Here is a 14,223-nt window from a genome sequence, read left to right on the forward strand (position 1 = left end):
GCCGCCTCCACGCTGTTTCAGCGGGTGTAGCTCAGTTGGTTAGAGCGCCGGCCTGTCACGCCGGAGGTCGCGGGTTCGAGTCCCGTCACTCGCGCCATCGTTCAGGTGGTTCGAGATTGTGTTGAGGTTTTGACGAGCCTTCCCGCGTGGCCCTAGGGTCGCTAAGGTTCGTCATTGGGAATGCGGGTGTAGCTCAGTTGGTTAGAGCGCCGGCCTGTCACGCCGGAGGTCGCGGGTTCGAGTCCCGTCACTCGCGCCACCCTGATGGGTGGCCGAGACCCTATTTAGGTTTTCAAATGCCTAGAGCATTCCGTCTCGTCGATAAACCGGGGCCACCAACTCCTTTCCGTTCGTGCTGAGTAGAGACCGAGTAGCTCCGTCAGGAGCGTATCGAGGTCTCGTATCGAAGCATGAGTTCCGCGCGCCAACCTGTCCTTCGATACGCCCTCTCGATACGCCGCTGCGCGGCTACTCGATGGCTACTCGGGACGAACGGGGGTGGGGGCGTGTTTCGCGACACCCGGAGGGTCGAAGAGCGTGTCGAGCAGAGCGGCCGGTGGCAGGCGTTACCGCCCGAGCTCCATCCAGCGCAGCACCGGTTTCAGCGGTGCTATCCAGATCAGGCCGGTGAACAGGTAGAACACCAGTTGCCCCAGCCAGTGCCAGCTGCCGACAATGTTGGACAGGCTGACGATAGCCACGCACCACACCAGGATCAGTAGCAAGATGCCGAGCATGCCGACGGGTTTGCGCCAGGTTGGCGTCATGGCGTGATCCAGTCTGATTCGGTGGCGATGGCGTGGAGCGGGACGTCCCACGGGTCTGGGGTCAGGGTGTCGACTTCCTGCACCGACAACGCAACCCCGACGCGCCAGGCGTTCGGGTGGACGAGGAAGGCGCGGTCGTAATAGCCGGCGCCCTGGCCGATCCGGTTGCCGCTGCGATCGAAGCCGACGAGCGGCGTCAGGATGATGTCGGGTTCGAGTTCGGCCGCGTCCTCGGCGGGCTGGTGCAACCCGAATGGACCTGCGATCAGCGCTGCCTCGGTCGCCCAGGACAGGAAACGCATCGGCAACGACCGACGGACGACATGGGGCAGGGCAATGACGCATCCGGCATCGACCGCGGCGCGCGCGAAGGGCGAGGGGTCCGCTTCGCCCCCGAACGGGACGTAGGAGGCGACCGTCAATCCAGGTTTCAGCCGTGCCATAAACGCCGACGGCACAGGAAGCTCGACCGGCGGGGACGCTTCCCGCGCGGCGCGGAGCGAGGCTCTCAGCGCGCTCTTGTCGGTCATGCGCTTGCGACCCTGAGATAGGGGGAAGATGGTGGTGTGGCGGGCCCACCATGGCCGTGTGCCGGGTTATCCACTGACGCACGGTACGTCAGGTGGGGACCATGTGCTTCGGACCAGGATCCTAACAGGGACAGCCCCCTATGGATGATGAATAGCCTCAGGGATAATAAAGGCTCGTACCGGGCAGAACCCGCCACAGCCAATCTAGGCGTTGGGGGGACTAAGCTCAAGGGCTTGTGCGAGGCCTTCGAGACGATCTGCGATCCTGGTCAGGGCGATCTCGCTGACCGCCGAACCTTCAGGTGGCCGGTGCGCGGCTTCGTCAAGGTCGTCGGCGAGCATCAGCGCGACGAACAGCATTGCGCGCTCGGCGCTGAGGCCGCCCGCCGCGCGGTCCGCGGTGGCCCAGCGTTCGGCGACCATCGCGCCCAGCAGACGGACGCGCGACTCTTCGCCGTCACGGCAGGCGACGGCGTGGGGACGGCCGCCGATATCGAGCATGACCTGGGCCATCAGTTCGGGCTCCCACGCGTGATGACGTCGTCGAGCGCGGCGACGGCTTCGGCCATCCGCGCCTTGAGCGCTGCGTGGCGCTTGGCGAGCGCGTCGCCGGCTTCGGTGCGGGCTGCAATGGCGGATTCGATCCGTGCGATCGCGGCGTCGATCCGTTCGACGGCGGTTGGTCCGTCGGGAAGTGTTTCTGACATGCCATGCGAGATAGCATGGACGGGGGGTGCGACAAGTCGGTTTAGGCGAAACCCATCACCATCCACGGTGTTGACAGGGCGCCCCACCGCCCCGCAAAGGCTGCGCGCCCGGAACGGACTCGCGGGCGTAGCGGAGAGACAGCAATGACGGTCAAGGTTGCGATCAACGGTTTCGGGCGCATCGGCCGTCTCGTCGCCCGCGCGGTACTCGAACAGTCGAACGGCGCACTCGAACTCGTCGCGATCAACGATCTCGGCGATGCCAAGTCGAACGCCTGGCTGTTCAAGCGCGACAGCGTGCACGGCAAGTATCCGGGTGAGGTTTCGGCCGAGGGCAACGAGCTGGTCGTCGATGGCAAGCGCATCCGCGTCACCGCCGAGCGCGACCCCGCCAATCTTCCGCACGCCGAGCTGGGCGTCGACATCGTGCTGGAATGCACCGGCTTCTTCACCGACAAGGCGAGCTGCCAGAAGCATCTCGATGCCGGCGCGAAGAAGGTGCTGATCTCGGCACCGGGCAAGAATGTCGACCTGACCGTCGTCTACGGCGTCAACCATGACAAGCTGACCGCCGAGCACACGATCGTCTCGAACGCGTCGTGCACCACCAACTGCCTCGCGCCCGTCGCCAAGGTGCTGAACGATGCGATCGGCATCGAGCGCGGCCTGATGACGACCGTGCATGCGTACACCAACGACCAGAAGATCCTCGACCAGATCCACCCCGACCTGCGTCGCGCGCGTGCTGCGGCGATGTCGATGATCCCGACGACTACGGGGGCCGCACGTGCGGTTGCCGAAGTGCTGCCGGAGCTGAAGGGCAAGCTCGACGGTTCGGCGATCCGCGTGCCGGTGCCGGACGTATCGCTGATCGACCTGACCTTCACGCCGTCGCGCGATACGACGCGTGAAGAGGTGAATGCGGTGTTGAAGGCGGCGTCCGAGAGCGGCCCGTTGGTCGGCGTGCTCGACTGGTCGGACGAGCCGCTCGTCTCGATCGATCTCCAGCATACCCCGGCATCGTCGACGATCGACAGCCTGGAAACCGCGGTGATCGACGGCAAGCTGGTCCGCGTCGTGAGCTGGTATGACAACGAGTGGGGCTTCTCGAACCGCATGGTCGATACGGCGACCGCGATGGCGAAGTTCATCTAAGCCTGCGATCAATGTACTTCCTCTCCCGTTCGCTTCGAGCGCAGTCGAGAAGTCGTCTCCCGTGACAGATGGTGTCTCGACTGCGCTCGACACGAACGGGGAGGGGGCGGTGGCCCGGCCCCAGGCCTTAACGATGGTCAGCACGATTGCCGGCATCGCGCGCCACGCCCGCGCCAAAGCCCCGATGGAGGTTATCGACGATGTCGAGATCACCATCGAGGCTGGCTTGCACGGCGACTTCCGCGGTCGCGTGAAGCCCGGCGGCAAGGGGCGGCGGCAGGTCACGTTGCTCGAACGTGGCGACTGGGACGCGGCGATGGCCGAAGTCGGGCGCGATATTCCGTGGTACGAGCGACGTGCCAATCTGCTGGTCGACGGCTTCGATCTTCCCCAGATACCCGGCACGCGGCTGCGCATCGGCGCGGACGTCGTGCTGGAGGTGACGCGCCACACCGATCCGTGCGACCGCATGGATGCACTGGCGCCAGGATTGTTCGCTGCGCTGACGCCGGATTGGCGGGGCGGGGCGTGTGCCCGAGTTTTGATGGGCGGCAGAATCGCCGTCGGTGATGAGATCAGGATCGAAGAACCATGACCAAGCCATTCAAGACGCTCGACGATATGGGCGATGTCCAGGGTAAGCGCGTGCTCGTCCGCGAAGACCTCAACGTGCCGATGGCAGAGGGGCATGTCACCGACGATACCCGCCTGCGCGCCACCGTCGCGACGGTTGGCGAACTCGCCGACAAGGGCGCGATCGTCCTTGTCCTGGCGCATTTCGGTCGTCCGAAGGGCGTGCCGAGCCCTGAATTCTCGCTGTCGCAGGTCGTGAAGCCGTATAGCGAAGTGCTCGGCCGTGAAGTCCGCTACATCGATTGGGAAGGGGCAGATGACGCTGTCGCGACGCTTGAGCCCGGCGATATCGCGGTGCTGGAGAACACGCGCTTCTTCGGTGGCGAGGAGACCAACGACGCAGCGGTCGTCCAGCGGTTTGCAAGCCTTGGCGATTTCTACGTCAACGATGCCTTTTCGGCGGCGCACCGCGCGCATGCCTCCACCGAGGGTCTTGCCCACGTATTGCCCGCCTTTGCCGGCCGCGCGATGGAAGCTGAACTCGACGCGCTCCAGAAGGCTCTTGGCGAGCCCGAGCATCCGGTTGCGGCAGTCGTCGGTGGCGCGAAGGTGTCGTCGAAGCTCGACGTGCTGCGGCATCTCGTCACCAAGGTAGATCATCTGATCATCGGCGGCGGTATGGCGAACACCTTCCTCGCGGCACGCGGCGTCGATGTTGGTAAAAGCCTTTGCGAGCATGAGCTTGCGAGCGTTTGCGAACAGATCATGGAAGCTGCGGACAAGGCGAACTGCACGGTTCACCTGCCGTACGACGTCGTGGTCGCCAAGGAGTTCAAGCCGAACCCCGCCACCCGTACGGTCAACGTGCACGAAGTCGCCGCCGACGAAATGATTCTCGACGTTGGTCCGGCCGCGGTCGAGTCTCTCGGCGACGTGCTGAAGAATTGCCGCACGTTGGTGTGGAATGGTCCGCTCGGTGCGTTCGAGACGCCGCCGTTCGACAAGGCGACCGTCGCGCTCGCAAAGACCGCTGCGGCACTCACCGAAGGCGGATCGCTCGTCTCGGTCGCCGGCGGCGGCGATACGGTTGCGGCGCTCAATCACGCTGGCGTCGCGGATGCGTTCACGTTCGTCTCGACGGCGGGCGGCGCGTTCCTGGAATGGATGGAAGGCAAGACGCTTCCAGGGGTCGCCGCGCTCCACGGTTGAAGTACGTGTGCATCCGAGCTATGTTTAACATGTTAAACGGAGACTCGGATGCTCGGCGTCAGGCTCGATAGCGAACTCGAAGAGCGACTCGCGGCGGTTGCGCGCACCCAAGGGCGCAGCAAGAGCGATATCGCACGCGAAGCCGTGCGACGCTATGTCGAACGCCACGACGAGGCATTCCTGGCGGAGGCGAAGCGGCAGTCGCTCGCTGCGGCGGCGCTTGGCTGGACCGAAGAAGATGACGCATGGGAGCGACTGGGCGTGGCTTGGGATGATCCGGAGCCTGTCAGCAATCGCCGTGATGCCGCCGAATGAAACGCGGTGACATTGTTACTATTGCCGACGCCAACGCAGGGGACTTCGCCAGCAAGCCGCGCCCGGCGCTCGTCGTTCAAACCAACGCGTTTCTTCAGGATCACGACAGCGTGACGGTCTGTTTGATTACCAGCCAGCTTGCCGGCTTGGGCATGTTCCGCATACCGATTGCGGCAAATCCCGATACAGGACTCTTCAAGCCGAGCGAGATCTGTATCGACAAGGTGCAGTCGGTCTGGCGGCATCGCGTCGGCCAACGGATCGGTAATGCTTCCAACGAAACCATGTTTGCGGTCGATCAGGCACTACGCCGATGGCTGGAACTTTAAAATATTGAGAAAGGACTTACCCATGACTTCCACGATCACTCCGCAAGTCAAAACTATTCTCGACAAGTATGAAGCCACCAGTTCGGCGGTGAAGGCGAACCTCGCGCGCATCCTGATGCAGGGCAAGCTTGGCGGCACTGGCAAGCTCGTGATCCTGCCAGTCGACCAGGGGTTCGAGCATGGCCCGGCGCGCAGCTTCTCGGTCAATCCGGCGGCGTACGACCCGCATTACCATTACCAGCTCGCGATCGACGCCGGGCTGAGCGCCTATGCCGCGCCGCTCGGGATGCTCGAAGCGGGGGCGGATACGTTCGCGGGGCAGATCCCGACGATCCTGAAGTGCAACAGCTCGAACAGCTGGGCGACGACGATCGACCAGGCGGTGACGGCGACGGTGTCGGACGCGGTGCGGCTCGGGTCGGCGGCGATCGGCTTCACGATCTACCCGGGCGCGGACCAGTTCTTCGACCTCGTCGAGGAAATCCGCGAACTGAGCGAAGAGGCGAAGTCGGTCGGCATCGCGACGGTGATCTGGTCGTACCCTCGCGGCGGCGAGTTGACCAAGGACGGCGAGCTCGCTTTGGACGTGGGTGCCTATGCCGCGCACATGGCGGCGCTGCTCGGCGCGCACATCATCAAGACCAAGCTGCCGACCGCGCATATCGAGCAGAAGGAAGCCAAGCCGCTGTATGCGAACACCGATTGGTCGAAGCAGTCGGACCGCGTGAAGCACGTCGTCCAGTCGAGCTTTGCCGGGCGTCGCATCAACGTCTTCTCGGGCGGCGCGTCGAAGGGCGAGGACGCGATCTTCCAGGACGCGCGCGACATCCGCGACGGTGGCGGCAACGGCTCGATCATCGGCCGCAACACCTTCCAGCGCCCGCGCGACGAGGCGCTGGCGATGCTCGACCGGATCATCCGGATCTACAAGAACGAAGAATAAGCCTCGGTTTGACTGCACGTCACCTCGGTCATGCGCCGGGGTGACGTGGCGGGTATGAGCGGCTAGGGGGCGGACATGACCGAATTCGAAGATCCGCTGGGCCCGCTCGATCCCAATTTCGCCGAGAATTTCCGCCGCGACATGCGTCGGCCGGCTTGCCAGCTTTACCTGGTGTCGCCGCTGGACGTCGGTGGCGACTTTCCGGAGCGTCTTGCTCGGGCGCTCGATGCCGGGCCGGTGGCTGCGTTCCAGTTTCGCGTGAAGGACATCGATCAGCATGCGGCGGCCGCGCTGGGCGAGCCTTTGCGGGCGATCTGTGCCGAGCGTGATGTCGCATTCATCGTCAATGACGATATCGGGCTGGCGAAGCGGCTCGATGCGGACGGCGTGCATCTCGGGCAGGACGATGGCGATCCGCGCGAGGCGCGGGCGCAGCTTGGGCCCAATGCGCAGATCGGCGTGAGCTGTCATGGCAGCCGTCATCTGGCGATGGAAGCGGGTGAGGCCGGGGCCGATTACGTCGCGTTCGGGGCCTTCTATCCGACGACGACGAAGGTTGCGACGCATACCGCCGAGCCGGTGATCCTGTCCTGGTGGTCGACCTTGTTCGAGATGCCCTGCGTCGCGATCGGTGGCATCACGCCGGAAAACGCCGCGCCACTGGTGGCTGCGGGGGCGGACTTCATCGCCGTGTCCGGTGCAGTCTGGGGCGGCGACGAGATCGCTGCGATCAAGGCGTTCGGCGAGGTTCTTGCGAAGCGCTGAACCGTTGGAAACAACCGTCGTCCCGACCGTTTGATGCACGAGCGTAACGGTTTGGGATGACGGGCATGACGGCATTTGTGACGAAAGCTTCGGTTCTTGCGGCGTGCCTGTTCGGGGTCGCCTCGCCAGCGGTAGCGCAGACCGCGCCCGCCAAACCCGTACCGATTGATCGCAATATCCTGCACGTGCAGGTGATTCTCGACCATCTCGGCTTCGGGCCGGGCGTTCTGGACGGGCGCGGCGGGCAGTCGCTGGTCGCGGCGCTGAAGGGGTTCCAGGAGGCGAAGGGGCTGCCCATCACCGGCAAGCCTGACGCGCGGACGTTGCAGGCGCTGTATCCCTACCGCGCCGCACGGCCGACCGTGACCGTCGCGCTGACGCCTGAAATGCTGGCGGGGCCGTTTGTCAATCCGTTCCCGAAGGATCCTGCCAAGCAGGCTGAACTCCCGGCGCTTGGGTACAAGAACGTCATGGAGAAGCTCGGCGAGATGTTCCACACGACGCCGGCGGTGATCGTCGCGTTGAACTCGCCGACGACGAAGCTGACGCCGGGCACCAAGGTGGTGTTCCCCAACGCATTGCCGACGTCGCGCGCGTATGATCCTAAACTGAAACCGGACTGGATCGCGACACTGACGATGCTGAACGTCGACGCGAACCAGCCAAAGGCGGATCATGTCGTCGTCGACAAATCGGACGGCGTGCTGCGCGTGCTCGATGCGAACGACAAGCTGATCGCGCAATTCTCCGCGACGATGGGATCGAGCCACGACCCGCTGCCGCTCGGCACGTGGACGATCAAGGGCTCCGATTACAATCCGAAGTTCCACTTCAATCCGGCACTGTTTTGGGATGCCAAGAAGGGTCAGCAGAAGGAGATGCTGCCGCCGGGGCCGAATGGTCCGGTCGGTGTCGTCTGGATGGACCTTTCGAAGGAGCATTACGGCATCCACGGTACGCCGAACCCCGAGACGATCGGGCGTGCGGAGAGTCATGGCTGCATCCGCCTGACCAACTGGGATGCGGCGCGGTTGTCGATGATGATCAAGCCGGGGACCAAGGCCGTGTTCCAGGCTTGAGACGATGACACGGACGTTCTGGATCATTCTCGGGCTGATCGTGGTGGCGGTCGGCGCGTTCGCCTCGATGGTGTCGTTTGGCAGCAGCGGTAGCAGCATTGAGGGGGGGGTGCCTTGGCGCAAGCCGGTGCCTCCCGCCAATGTCGCGTCCGTTTCCGTAACGCCGGGGGCGCTGGCCGTTCCGGTGGCTGGCGTGTCGCGGAAAGCGATTGCCGACAGCTGGAACGATGCGCGGGGAGGCGGTCTGCGCGGCCATCACGGGACCGACATCATGGCACCAAGTGGGACGCCGGTCCTCGCGGCCGCGCCGGGACGGGTCGAGAAGCTGTTTGAGAGCGGGCTTGGCGGCATCACGCTGTACGTCCGCTCGCCCGACCGCCGCTGGACCTATTATTACGCGCATCTTGCTGGGTACGCGGCCGGCATTCGCGAGGGGATGGCGGTCAAGGCGGGCGATACGCTCGGCTATGTCGGCGATACCGGCGATGCCGGGGCGGGCAATTACCACCTGCATTTCGGGCTGACGAGGATGCAGCCGGGTGAGCGCTGGTGGCAGGGTGAGAACGTGAACCCGTACCCGCTGCTTGCCGGAACGGGGTCGTCCCGCTAAAGCCCGCCGCTTCGGGTTTCCGCAGAGTCATGCTTCAGGGTCATGCTTCGCGGACGGCCCCTAGCTCTTTCCAGCAGGAATCGGTCATGAAGATCAACGCGGTCGAGATTCGTCCCGGCAACATTCTTGAATATGAGGGCGGCATCTGGCGCGCCGTCAAGATTCAGCACACCCAGCCCGGCAAGGGCGGTGCCTATATGCAGGTCGAGATGAAGAACCTCATCGACGGCCGCAAGAATAACATCCGCTTCCGTTCCGCCGAGAGCGTCGAGAAGGTGCGGCTCGAGACCGTCGACTTCCAGTTCCTGTTCCGCGAAGGCGAAATGCTTACCTTCATGGACAAGATCAACTACGAGCAGATCTCGCTCGACGCCGACATCCTGGGTGACGCCGCGGCGTTCCTGCAGGACGGCATGGACGTGGTGATGGAGCTCTGGGAAGAGCGGCCGATCTCGGTCCAGCTGCCTGATACGATCGAGGCGCTGATCGTCGAAGCGGATGCCGTCGTGAAAGGGCAGACCGCCTCGTCTTCGTATAAGCCAGCAGTGCTTGAGAACGGCGTGCGCGTGATGGTGCCGCCGCACATCGGTGCCGGCACCCGGATCGTCGTCGATGTTTACGAGCAGACCTACGTAAGGCGCGCGGACTGACAACTGCTCCCCCTCCCGCAAGCGGGAGGGGGCCGGGGGGTGGGCGCCCGCCCTCCATTCTACGCGACGATACTGGCGCGAACAATTTCGATGCTACGCGACGCTGATAGCGCSAGCCCACCCCCGGCCCCTCCCGCTTGCGGGAGGGGGGAGATAGAATACCATGCCTAGCCATTCCGGCATCATGACCGTCATCGAGCGCGCTGCCCGCAAGGCCGCGCCGCGCCTGCGCCGCGATTTCAACGAGGTCCAGCAGCTCCAGGTGAGCCGCAAGGGTCCAGCCGACTTCGTCAGCCAGGCCGACCAGCGCGCCGAGCAGACCATCTTCGAAGAGCTTTCGCACGCGCGTCCCGATTGGGGCATGCTCATGGAGGAGCGTGGCGAGGTCGAGGGCGATCCCAACAAGCCGCGGTTCATCGTCGATCCGCTGGATGGGACGTCGAACTTCCTCCACGGTATTCCGCATTTCTGCATCTCGATCGCGGTCGAGGAGCCGATGCCGAACGGCAAGCGCGAGGTGACCACCGCGCTGGTGTATCAGCCGCTGACCGACGAGAGCTTCTGGGCCGAGAAGGGCCGGGGTGCTTGGCTCACCGACCAGCGCCTGCGCGTGTCGTCGCGGCGTGATTTGTCCGAATCGCTGATCGCTACGGGGATCCCGTTCCTGGGCCATGGCGATTTTGCGCAGTGGAGCCGGATTTTCGGCGCGGTTGCGCCTGAGGTTGCGGGGATCCGTCGTCTTGGTGCTGCGGCGCTCGATCTGGCGTGGCTTGCGGCGGGGCGGTTTGACGGGTTCTGGGAATCGAACCTGAAGCCATGGGATGTTGCGGCTGGGATGCTGTTGGTGAAGGAAGCTGGCGGTTTCGTCACTGACTTCCGCGGTGGCGACCGCGCTATGGAGCGCAACGAGTTCTTGGCGGCGAACGACGCGCTGCATTCGCGGTTGCATAAGCTGGTGGCCGGCGCGCTGCGCTAAGGCTAGCTGTTCGTAACGGACGGGCCGGGGAGATCGGCGCCCTTCTTCCGTCATCCTGACGAAAGTCAGGACCCAGAGCCAATAGGGTTGCCGTTTGTAACCCTGGATCCTGACTTCCGTCAGGATGACGAGGAATGGGGGAGGGTATCGAATTCTCCCCCTTCGGGGGGGAGGATCGTTAAGTTGTTCCGTCATGCCGGGCTTGTTCCGGCATCCACTGGTCCCCAGCCTTTCCCACCGTTGGTTTGCGGCACCGTGGCCCCCGGAACCAGTCCGGGGTGACGGAGAGGGTTTGGCGATGTTGCGCTATTTGCAGCAGCCCGGCTGTAGCCGGGCACGCCAAGTACGCCGAGTAACGGATGTTTCCCACTACCCCGGTCCCTCAACTTGCGAGTGATTCTCACACCCTCCACGCCTTGCCCATCACCCCCCATCGGCCTAAAGCGGCCCCGTTCCGTTCGCACTTGCGAGAAGCAATTTGGTCGACCTGTCGCACTATCTTCCGATCCTCCTGTTCCTCGGGATCGCCATCGCATTGTCGAGCACGTTCGTGTTCCTGCCGATGGCCGTCTCGCGCCTCACGGGATCGCACAAGCCTACGCCTGAGAAGCTCAGCGAATACGAGTGCGGCTTTCCCGCGTTCGAGGATCCGCGGAGCCAGTTCGACGTACGCTTCTACCTGATCGCCATCCTCTTCATCATCTTCGATCTCGAGGCCGCGTTCCTGTATCCCTGGGCCGTCTCGGTCTTCACGCTTGGCTGGACCGCGTGGATATCGATGATGATCTTTATCGGCGAATTGGCCCTTGGCCTCGTCTACGCATGGAAGAAGGGAGCACTCGATTGGGAGTAGAGCTTCAGCCCGCACCCGGTTCGCCCAGTTCGCTGGTGCCACCCGACCAGGGCTTTTTCGACGGTTTGAACGGTGAGTTGACGGACAAGGGCTTCCTCGTCACGTCGACCGAGGAGCTGTTTCAGTGGGCCCGTACGGGCTCGTTGTGGTGGATGACGTTCGGGCTCGCGTGCTGCGCGGTCGAGATGATCCACGTCAACATGCCGCGCTACGATCTCGAGCGCTTCGGCGCCGCACCGCGCGCGTCGCCGCGCCAGTCGGACGTGATGATCGTCGCCGGTACGCTGTGCAACAAGATGGCCCCTGCATTGCGCAAGGTCTACGATCAGATGTCCGAGCCGAAGTACGTGATCTCGATGGGATCGTGCGCGAACGGCGGCGGCTATTATCACTACAGCTACAGCGTCGTGCGTGGCTGCGACCGGATCGTGCCAGTGGACATCTACGTCCCCGGGTGCCCGCCGACGGCTGAGGCGCTGTTGTACGGTATCATGCAGCTGCAGCGGAAGATCCGGCGGTCCGGGAGCATCGAGCGTTGAGGGCTCCCGCACCAGCTTACGCGTCGAACGACGGCGTGATCGACACGGCGCGCGCTGCGCTTGGCGTTATGCTGCTCGATGCGGTCGACCATGTCGGCGAAGTCGCGCTGCACGTTCGTCGCGAAGACCTGTATGACGCGATGATCGCGCTGCGCGATACGCCGGGGCTTGCCTACCAGCAGCTCATGGAGATCGCGGGTGTCGACTATCCGGATCGCGCAGAGCGGTTCGAGGTCGTCTATTGCATGCTGTCGCTGACGCGGAACCACCGCCTGCGCGTGCATGTCGCGACCGATGAGGAAAAGCCGGTGCCGTCGGTGACGGACATCTGGCCGGTCGCCGGCTGGCTCGAGCGTGAAGTGTACGACATGTACGGCGTGCTGTTCAGCGGCAATCCGGACCTGCGCCGCATCCTGACCGATTACGGCTTCCGCGGTCATCCGCAGCGCAAGGACTTCCCGCTGACCGGGTATGTCGAGCTGCGCTATTCGGAAGAGTCGAAGCGCGTCGTGTACGAACCCGTGCAGCTCGCGCAGGACTTCCGTACGTTCGATTTCATGAGCCCATGGGAAGGTGCGAACTACGTGCTCCCCGGCGACGAGAAGGGCGCATTGCCCGAGGCCAAGGGTGCGCCGACGCCGCTCAAGGCCGACACGATCGTCAAGGCGGATGCGGCGCAGTCGCCAACGCAGGCGCCGACCGAACCCAAGAGCACCGAGTCGACCGCGCAGACGGGCGCCGGCAAGTCGGAGTCCGATGCGACGCCGAAGCCTGCGAACCCCGACGTGGTCCCGACCAAGGGTGCCAATGCTAGCGGGGGACAGAACCAGTGAGTCTGTATGTCGAAGAGCTTCTGGGCGAAGCCGACGCAGCCGATCCCACGACCGGCGACGTCACGATCCAGAACTACACGATCAACTTCGGTCCGCAGCATCCGGCCGCGCACGGCGTGTTGCGCCTCGTCATGGAGCTCGACGGCGAGATCGTCGAGCGCGTCGATCCGCATGTCGGCCTGCTCCACCGCGGCACCGAGAAGCTGATCGAATACAAGACGTACACGCAGGCGCTGCCGTATTTCGATCGTCTCGATTACTGCTCGCCGCTGTGCATGGAGCATAGCTGGGTGCTGGCGGTCGAGAAGCTGCTCGACCTCGAAGTGCCCGAGCGTGCGCAGTATTTGCGGGTGTTCTTCGCCGAGCTGACGCGCATCTCGAACCACATGCTCAACCTAGGGTCGCACGTCATGGACGTCGGCGCGATGACGCCGAACCTGTGGCTGTTCGAAATTCGCGAAGACTGCATGAACTTCTTCGAGCGTGTCTCTGGCGCGCGCATGCATTCGAACTATTTCCGTCCGGGCGGCGTGCATCAGGATGCGCCGTTGAAGCTGCTCGCCGATATCGGCGACTGGCTCGACACGCGTCTGCCGCGGCTGTTCGAGGACGCGATCTCGCTCGTCGCGGACAACCGCATCTTCAAGCAGCGGAACGTCGACATCGCCGTGGTCAGCCGCGACGACGCGATCAAGTGGGGCTTTTCGGGCCCGATGATCCGTGGCTCGGGCATCGCCTGGGATCTGCGCAAGTCGCAGCCCTATGACGCCTATGCCAAGATGGACTTCGAGGTGCCGGTCGGCACGCGCGGCGATTGCTATGACCGGTTCATGGTGCGCGTCGAGGAAGTGCGTCAGTCCGCGCGGATCATGAAGCAGTGCCTGCGCGACATGCCCGAGGGGCCGATCGCGTCGCTCGACCGCAAGGTGGTGCCGCCCAAGCGCGGTGAGATGAAGCAGTCGATGGAAGCGCTGATCCATCACTTCAAGCTCTATACCGAGGGCTTCCACGTGCCCGCCGGCGACGTCTATGTCGCGACCGAAAGCCCCAAGGGCGAGTTCGGCGTGTATCTGGTCGCCGATGGCTCGAACAAGCCGTACCGCTGCAAGATCCGCCCGACCGCGTTCTCGCATCTGCAAGCCATGGACTTCATGGCGAAGGGCCACATGCTGGCGGATACGACCGCGATCCTCGGCGCGATGGATATCGTGTTCGGCGAGTGCGACCGATGACAGTCTCGAGATCTCGGGCAGTCTTCCATTTTGCGCACTGTTGCGTCGGGTTGGCGATTGGTTGGGTGTTGCTGGGTCTTCTTGGAGTTCAGAAATGGACGTTCACGGGAGCTAATTTTGCTATGCTTGCTGGTATCGGCGGGGGCGTGATTTTTGCC

19 protein-coding genes and 2 tRNA genes are annotated in these 14,223 nt (G+C 64.0%); 17 read left to right on the forward strand and 4 right to left on the reverse strand.

Annotated features, from left to right (window positions below; translation table 11 throughout):
* Window positions 1-20: 20 nt before the first annotated feature.
* Window positions 21-97: transfer RNA gene (locus ASG20_RS03330), tRNA-Asp, on the forward strand.
* A gap of 85 nt (window positions 98-182) precedes the next feature.
* Window positions 183-259: transfer RNA gene (locus ASG20_RS03335), tRNA-Asp, on the forward strand.
* Between the two features lie 307 nt (window positions 260-566).
* Here the strand turns inward: ASG20_RS03335 and ASG20_RS03340 are convergent.
* The 4 genes from ASG20_RS03340 to ASG20_RS03355 all read right to left on the reverse strand — a co-directional run bounded on the left by ASG20_RS03340 (window position 567) and on the right by ASG20_RS03355 (window position 2,004).
* Window positions 567-767, reverse strand: coding sequence for a DUF2842 domain-containing protein (locus ASG20_RS03340; protein ID WP_056048481.1), 201 nt, complete (start codon window positions 765-767; stop codon window positions 567-569).
* Window positions 764-1,297, reverse strand: a complete 534-nt coding sequence (locus ASG20_RS03345) for a 5-formyltetrahydrofolate cyclo-ligase (protein ID WP_056048483.1) — start codon at window positions 1,295-1,297, stop codon at window positions 764-766. The genes ASG20_RS03340 and ASG20_RS03345 overlap by 4 nt, the downstream gene beginning before the upstream one ends.
* Window positions 1,298-1,501: 204 nt before the next feature.
* On the reverse strand, window positions 1,502-1,810 hold the full coding sequence (locus ASG20_RS03350; RefSeq protein ID WP_056048487.1) for a cell division protein ZapA: 309 nt from the start codon (window positions 1,808-1,810) through the stop codon (window positions 1,502-1,504).
* Window positions 1,810-2,004: a hypothetical protein gene (locus ASG20_RS03355; RefSeq protein WP_181321090.1), complete on the reverse strand. Its 195-nt coding sequence runs from the start codon at window positions 2,002-2,004 to the stop codon at window positions 1,810-1,812. The genes ASG20_RS03350 and ASG20_RS03355 overlap by 1 nt, the downstream gene beginning before the upstream one ends.
* Window positions 2,005-2,148: 144 nt before the next feature.
* Here ASG20_RS03355 and gap point away from each other — a divergent pair, with 144 nt between their 5' ends.
* From gap to ASG20_RS03430, 15 genes are all read left to right on the forward strand, one after another.
* Entirely contained in the window at window positions 2,149-3,159 is a 1,011-nt protein-coding gene (gene gap, locus ASG20_RS03360) for a type I glyceraldehyde-3-phosphate dehydrogenase (RefSeq protein WP_056048489.1), read from the forward strand.
* Between the two features lie 133 nt (window positions 3,160-3,292).
* Complete coding sequence (locus ASG20_RS03365) at window positions 3,293-3,754, forward strand: MOSC domain-containing protein (RefSeq protein ID WP_056048492.1); 462 nt, start codon at window positions 3,293-3,295, stop codon at window positions 3,752-3,754.
* A complete protein-coding gene (locus ASG20_RS03370; protein WP_056048495.1) occupies window positions 3,751-4,941 on the forward strand; it encodes a phosphoglycerate kinase in 1,191 nt (396 codons plus the stop codon). Before ASG20_RS03365 ends, ASG20_RS03370 begins: the two co-directional genes overlap by 4 nt.
* 48 nt (window positions 4,942-4,989) lie before the next feature.
* Window positions 4,990-5,256, forward strand: coding sequence for a type II toxin-antitoxin system RelB family antitoxin (gene relB, locus ASG20_RS03375; RefSeq protein ID WP_056048498.1), 267 nt, complete (start codon window positions 4,990-4,992; stop codon window positions 5,254-5,256).
* Entirely contained in the window at window positions 5,253-5,585 is a 333-nt protein-coding gene (locus tag ASG20_RS03380) for a type II toxin-antitoxin system PemK/MazF family toxin (RefSeq protein WP_056048501.1), read from the forward strand. Before relB ends, ASG20_RS03380 begins: the two co-directional genes overlap by 4 nt.
* A gap of 22 nt (window positions 5,586-5,607) precedes the next feature.
* Window positions 5,608-6,528 (forward strand): class I fructose-bisphosphate aldolase, encoded by a 921-nt coding sequence (locus ASG20_RS03385; RefSeq protein WP_056048504.1) that lies wholly within the window; start codon window positions 5,608-5,610, stop codon window positions 6,526-6,528.
* A gap of 75 nt (window positions 6,529-6,603) precedes the next feature.
* Window positions 6,604-7,293: a thiamine phosphate synthase gene (thiE, locus tag ASG20_RS03390; RefSeq protein WP_056048507.1), complete on the forward strand. Its 690-nt coding sequence runs from the start codon at window positions 6,604-6,606 to the stop codon at window positions 7,291-7,293.
* A gap of 65 nt (window positions 7,294-7,358) precedes the next feature.
* Window positions 7,359-8,372, forward strand: a complete 1,014-nt coding sequence (locus ASG20_RS03395; RefSeq protein WP_056050368.1) for a L,D-transpeptidase family protein — start codon at window positions 7,359-7,361, stop codon at window positions 8,370-8,372.
* 4 nt (window positions 8,373-8,376) lie between these two features.
* On the forward strand, window positions 8,377-8,982 hold the full coding sequence (locus ASG20_RS03400) for a M23 family metallopeptidase (protein WP_056048510.1): 606 nt from the start codon (window positions 8,377-8,379) through the stop codon (window positions 8,980-8,982).
* A gap of 86 nt (window positions 8,983-9,068) precedes the next feature.
* Window positions 9,069-9,632, forward strand: coding sequence for an elongation factor P (efp, locus tag ASG20_RS03405; protein ID WP_056048513.1), 564 nt, complete (start codon window positions 9,069-9,071; stop codon window positions 9,630-9,632).
* Between the two features lie 163 nt (window positions 9,633-9,795).
* Complete coding sequence (locus ASG20_RS03410) at window positions 9,796-10,608, forward strand: inositol monophosphatase family protein (RefSeq protein WP_056048515.1); 813 nt, start codon at window positions 9,796-9,798, stop codon at window positions 10,606-10,608.
* Between the two features lie 478 nt (window positions 10,609-11,086).
* The gene (locus ASG20_RS03415; RefSeq protein WP_056048518.1) at window positions 11,087-11,461 is read left to right on the forward strand and encodes an NADH-quinone oxidoreductase subunit A; all 375 of its coding nucleotides are present in this window, start codon (window positions 11,087-11,089) and stop codon (window positions 11,459-11,461) included.
* The gene (locus ASG20_RS03420; protein ID WP_056058310.1) at window positions 11,452-12,000 is read left to right on the forward strand and encodes a NuoB/complex I 20 kDa subunit family protein; all 549 of its coding nucleotides are present in this window, start codon (window positions 11,452-11,454) and stop codon (window positions 11,998-12,000) included. Before ASG20_RS03415 ends, ASG20_RS03420 begins: the two co-directional genes overlap by 10 nt.
* On the forward strand, window positions 11,997-12,833 hold the full coding sequence (locus tag ASG20_RS03425; RefSeq protein ID WP_056048523.1) for an NADH-quinone oxidoreductase subunit C: 837 nt from the start codon (window positions 11,997-11,999) through the stop codon (window positions 12,831-12,833). The genes ASG20_RS03420 and ASG20_RS03425 overlap by 4 nt, the downstream gene beginning before the upstream one ends.
* Window positions 12,834-12,853: 20 nt before the next feature.
* The gene (locus tag ASG20_RS03430; protein WP_274705252.1) at window positions 12,854-14,065 is read left to right on the forward strand and encodes an NADH-quinone oxidoreductase subunit D; all 1,212 of its coding nucleotides are present in this window, start codon (window positions 12,854-12,856) and stop codon (window positions 14,063-14,065) included.
* Window positions 14,066-14,223 lie beyond the last annotated feature (158 nt).

Source organism: Sphingomonas sp. Leaf198, assembly GCF_001424005.1.
In the GTDB taxonomy this organism is placed as follows: Bacteria; Pseudomonadota; Alphaproteobacteria; order Sphingomonadales; family Sphingomonadaceae; genus Sphingomonas.

Bases quoted from the DNA above. Each gene is read 5' to 3' on its own strand.
- gap (WP_056048489.1), top strand. From the start codon at position 2,149: ATGACGGTCAAGGTTGCGATCAACGGTTTCGGGCGCATCGGCCGTCTC.
- efp (WP_056048513.1), top strand. From the start codon at position 9,069: ATGAAGATCAACGCGGTCGAGATTCGTCCCGGCAACATTCTTGAATAT.
- relB (WP_056048498.1), top strand. From the start codon at position 4,990: ATGCTCGGCGTCAGGCTCGATAGCGAACTCGAAGAGCGACTCGCGGCG.
- ASG20_RS03410 (WP_056048515.1), top strand. From the start codon at position 9,796: ATGCCTAGCCATTCCGGCATCATGACCGTCATCGAGCGCGCTGCCCGC.
- ASG20_RS03340 (WP_056048481.1), bottom strand. From the start codon at position 767: ATGACGCCAACCTGGCGCAAACCCGTCGGCATGCTCGGCATCTTGCTA.
- ASG20_RS03370 (WP_056048495.1), top strand. From the start codon at position 3,751: ATGACCAAGCCATTCAAGACGCTCGACGATATGGGCGATGTCCAGGGT.
- ASG20_RS03355 (WP_181321090.1), bottom strand. From the start codon at position 2,004: ATGTCAGAAACACTTCCCGACGGACCAACCGCCGTCGAACGGATCGAC.
- thiE (WP_056048507.1), top strand. From the start codon at position 6,604: ATGACCGAATTCGAAGATCCGCTGGGCCCGCTCGATCCCAATTTCGCC.
- ASG20_RS03400 (WP_056048510.1), top strand. From the start codon at position 8,377: ATGACACGGACGTTCTGGATCATTCTCGGGCTGATCGTGGTGGCGGTC.
- ASG20_RS03380 (WP_056048501.1), top strand. From the start codon at position 5,253: ATGAAACGCGGTGACATTGTTACTATTGCCGACGCCAACGCAGGGGAC.
- ASG20_RS03345 (WP_056048483.1), bottom strand. From the start codon at position 1,297: ATGACCGACAAGAGCGCGCTGAGAGCCTCGCTCCGCGCCGCGCGGGAA.
- ASG20_RS03350 (WP_056048487.1), bottom strand. From the start codon at position 1,810: ATGGCCCAGGTCATGCTCGATATCGGCGGCCGTCCCCACGCCGTCGCC.
- ASG20_RS03385 (WP_056048504.1), top strand. From the start codon at position 5,608: ATGACTTCCACGATCACTCCGCAAGTCAAAACTATTCTCGACAAGTAT.
- ASG20_RS03365 (WP_056048492.1), top strand. From the start codon at position 3,293: ATGGTCAGCACGATTGCCGGCATCGCGCGCCACGCCCGCGCCAAAGCC.
- ASG20_RS03395 (WP_056050368.1), top strand. From the start codon at position 7,359: ATGACGGCATTTGTGACGAAAGCTTCGGTTCTTGCGGCGTGCCTGTTC.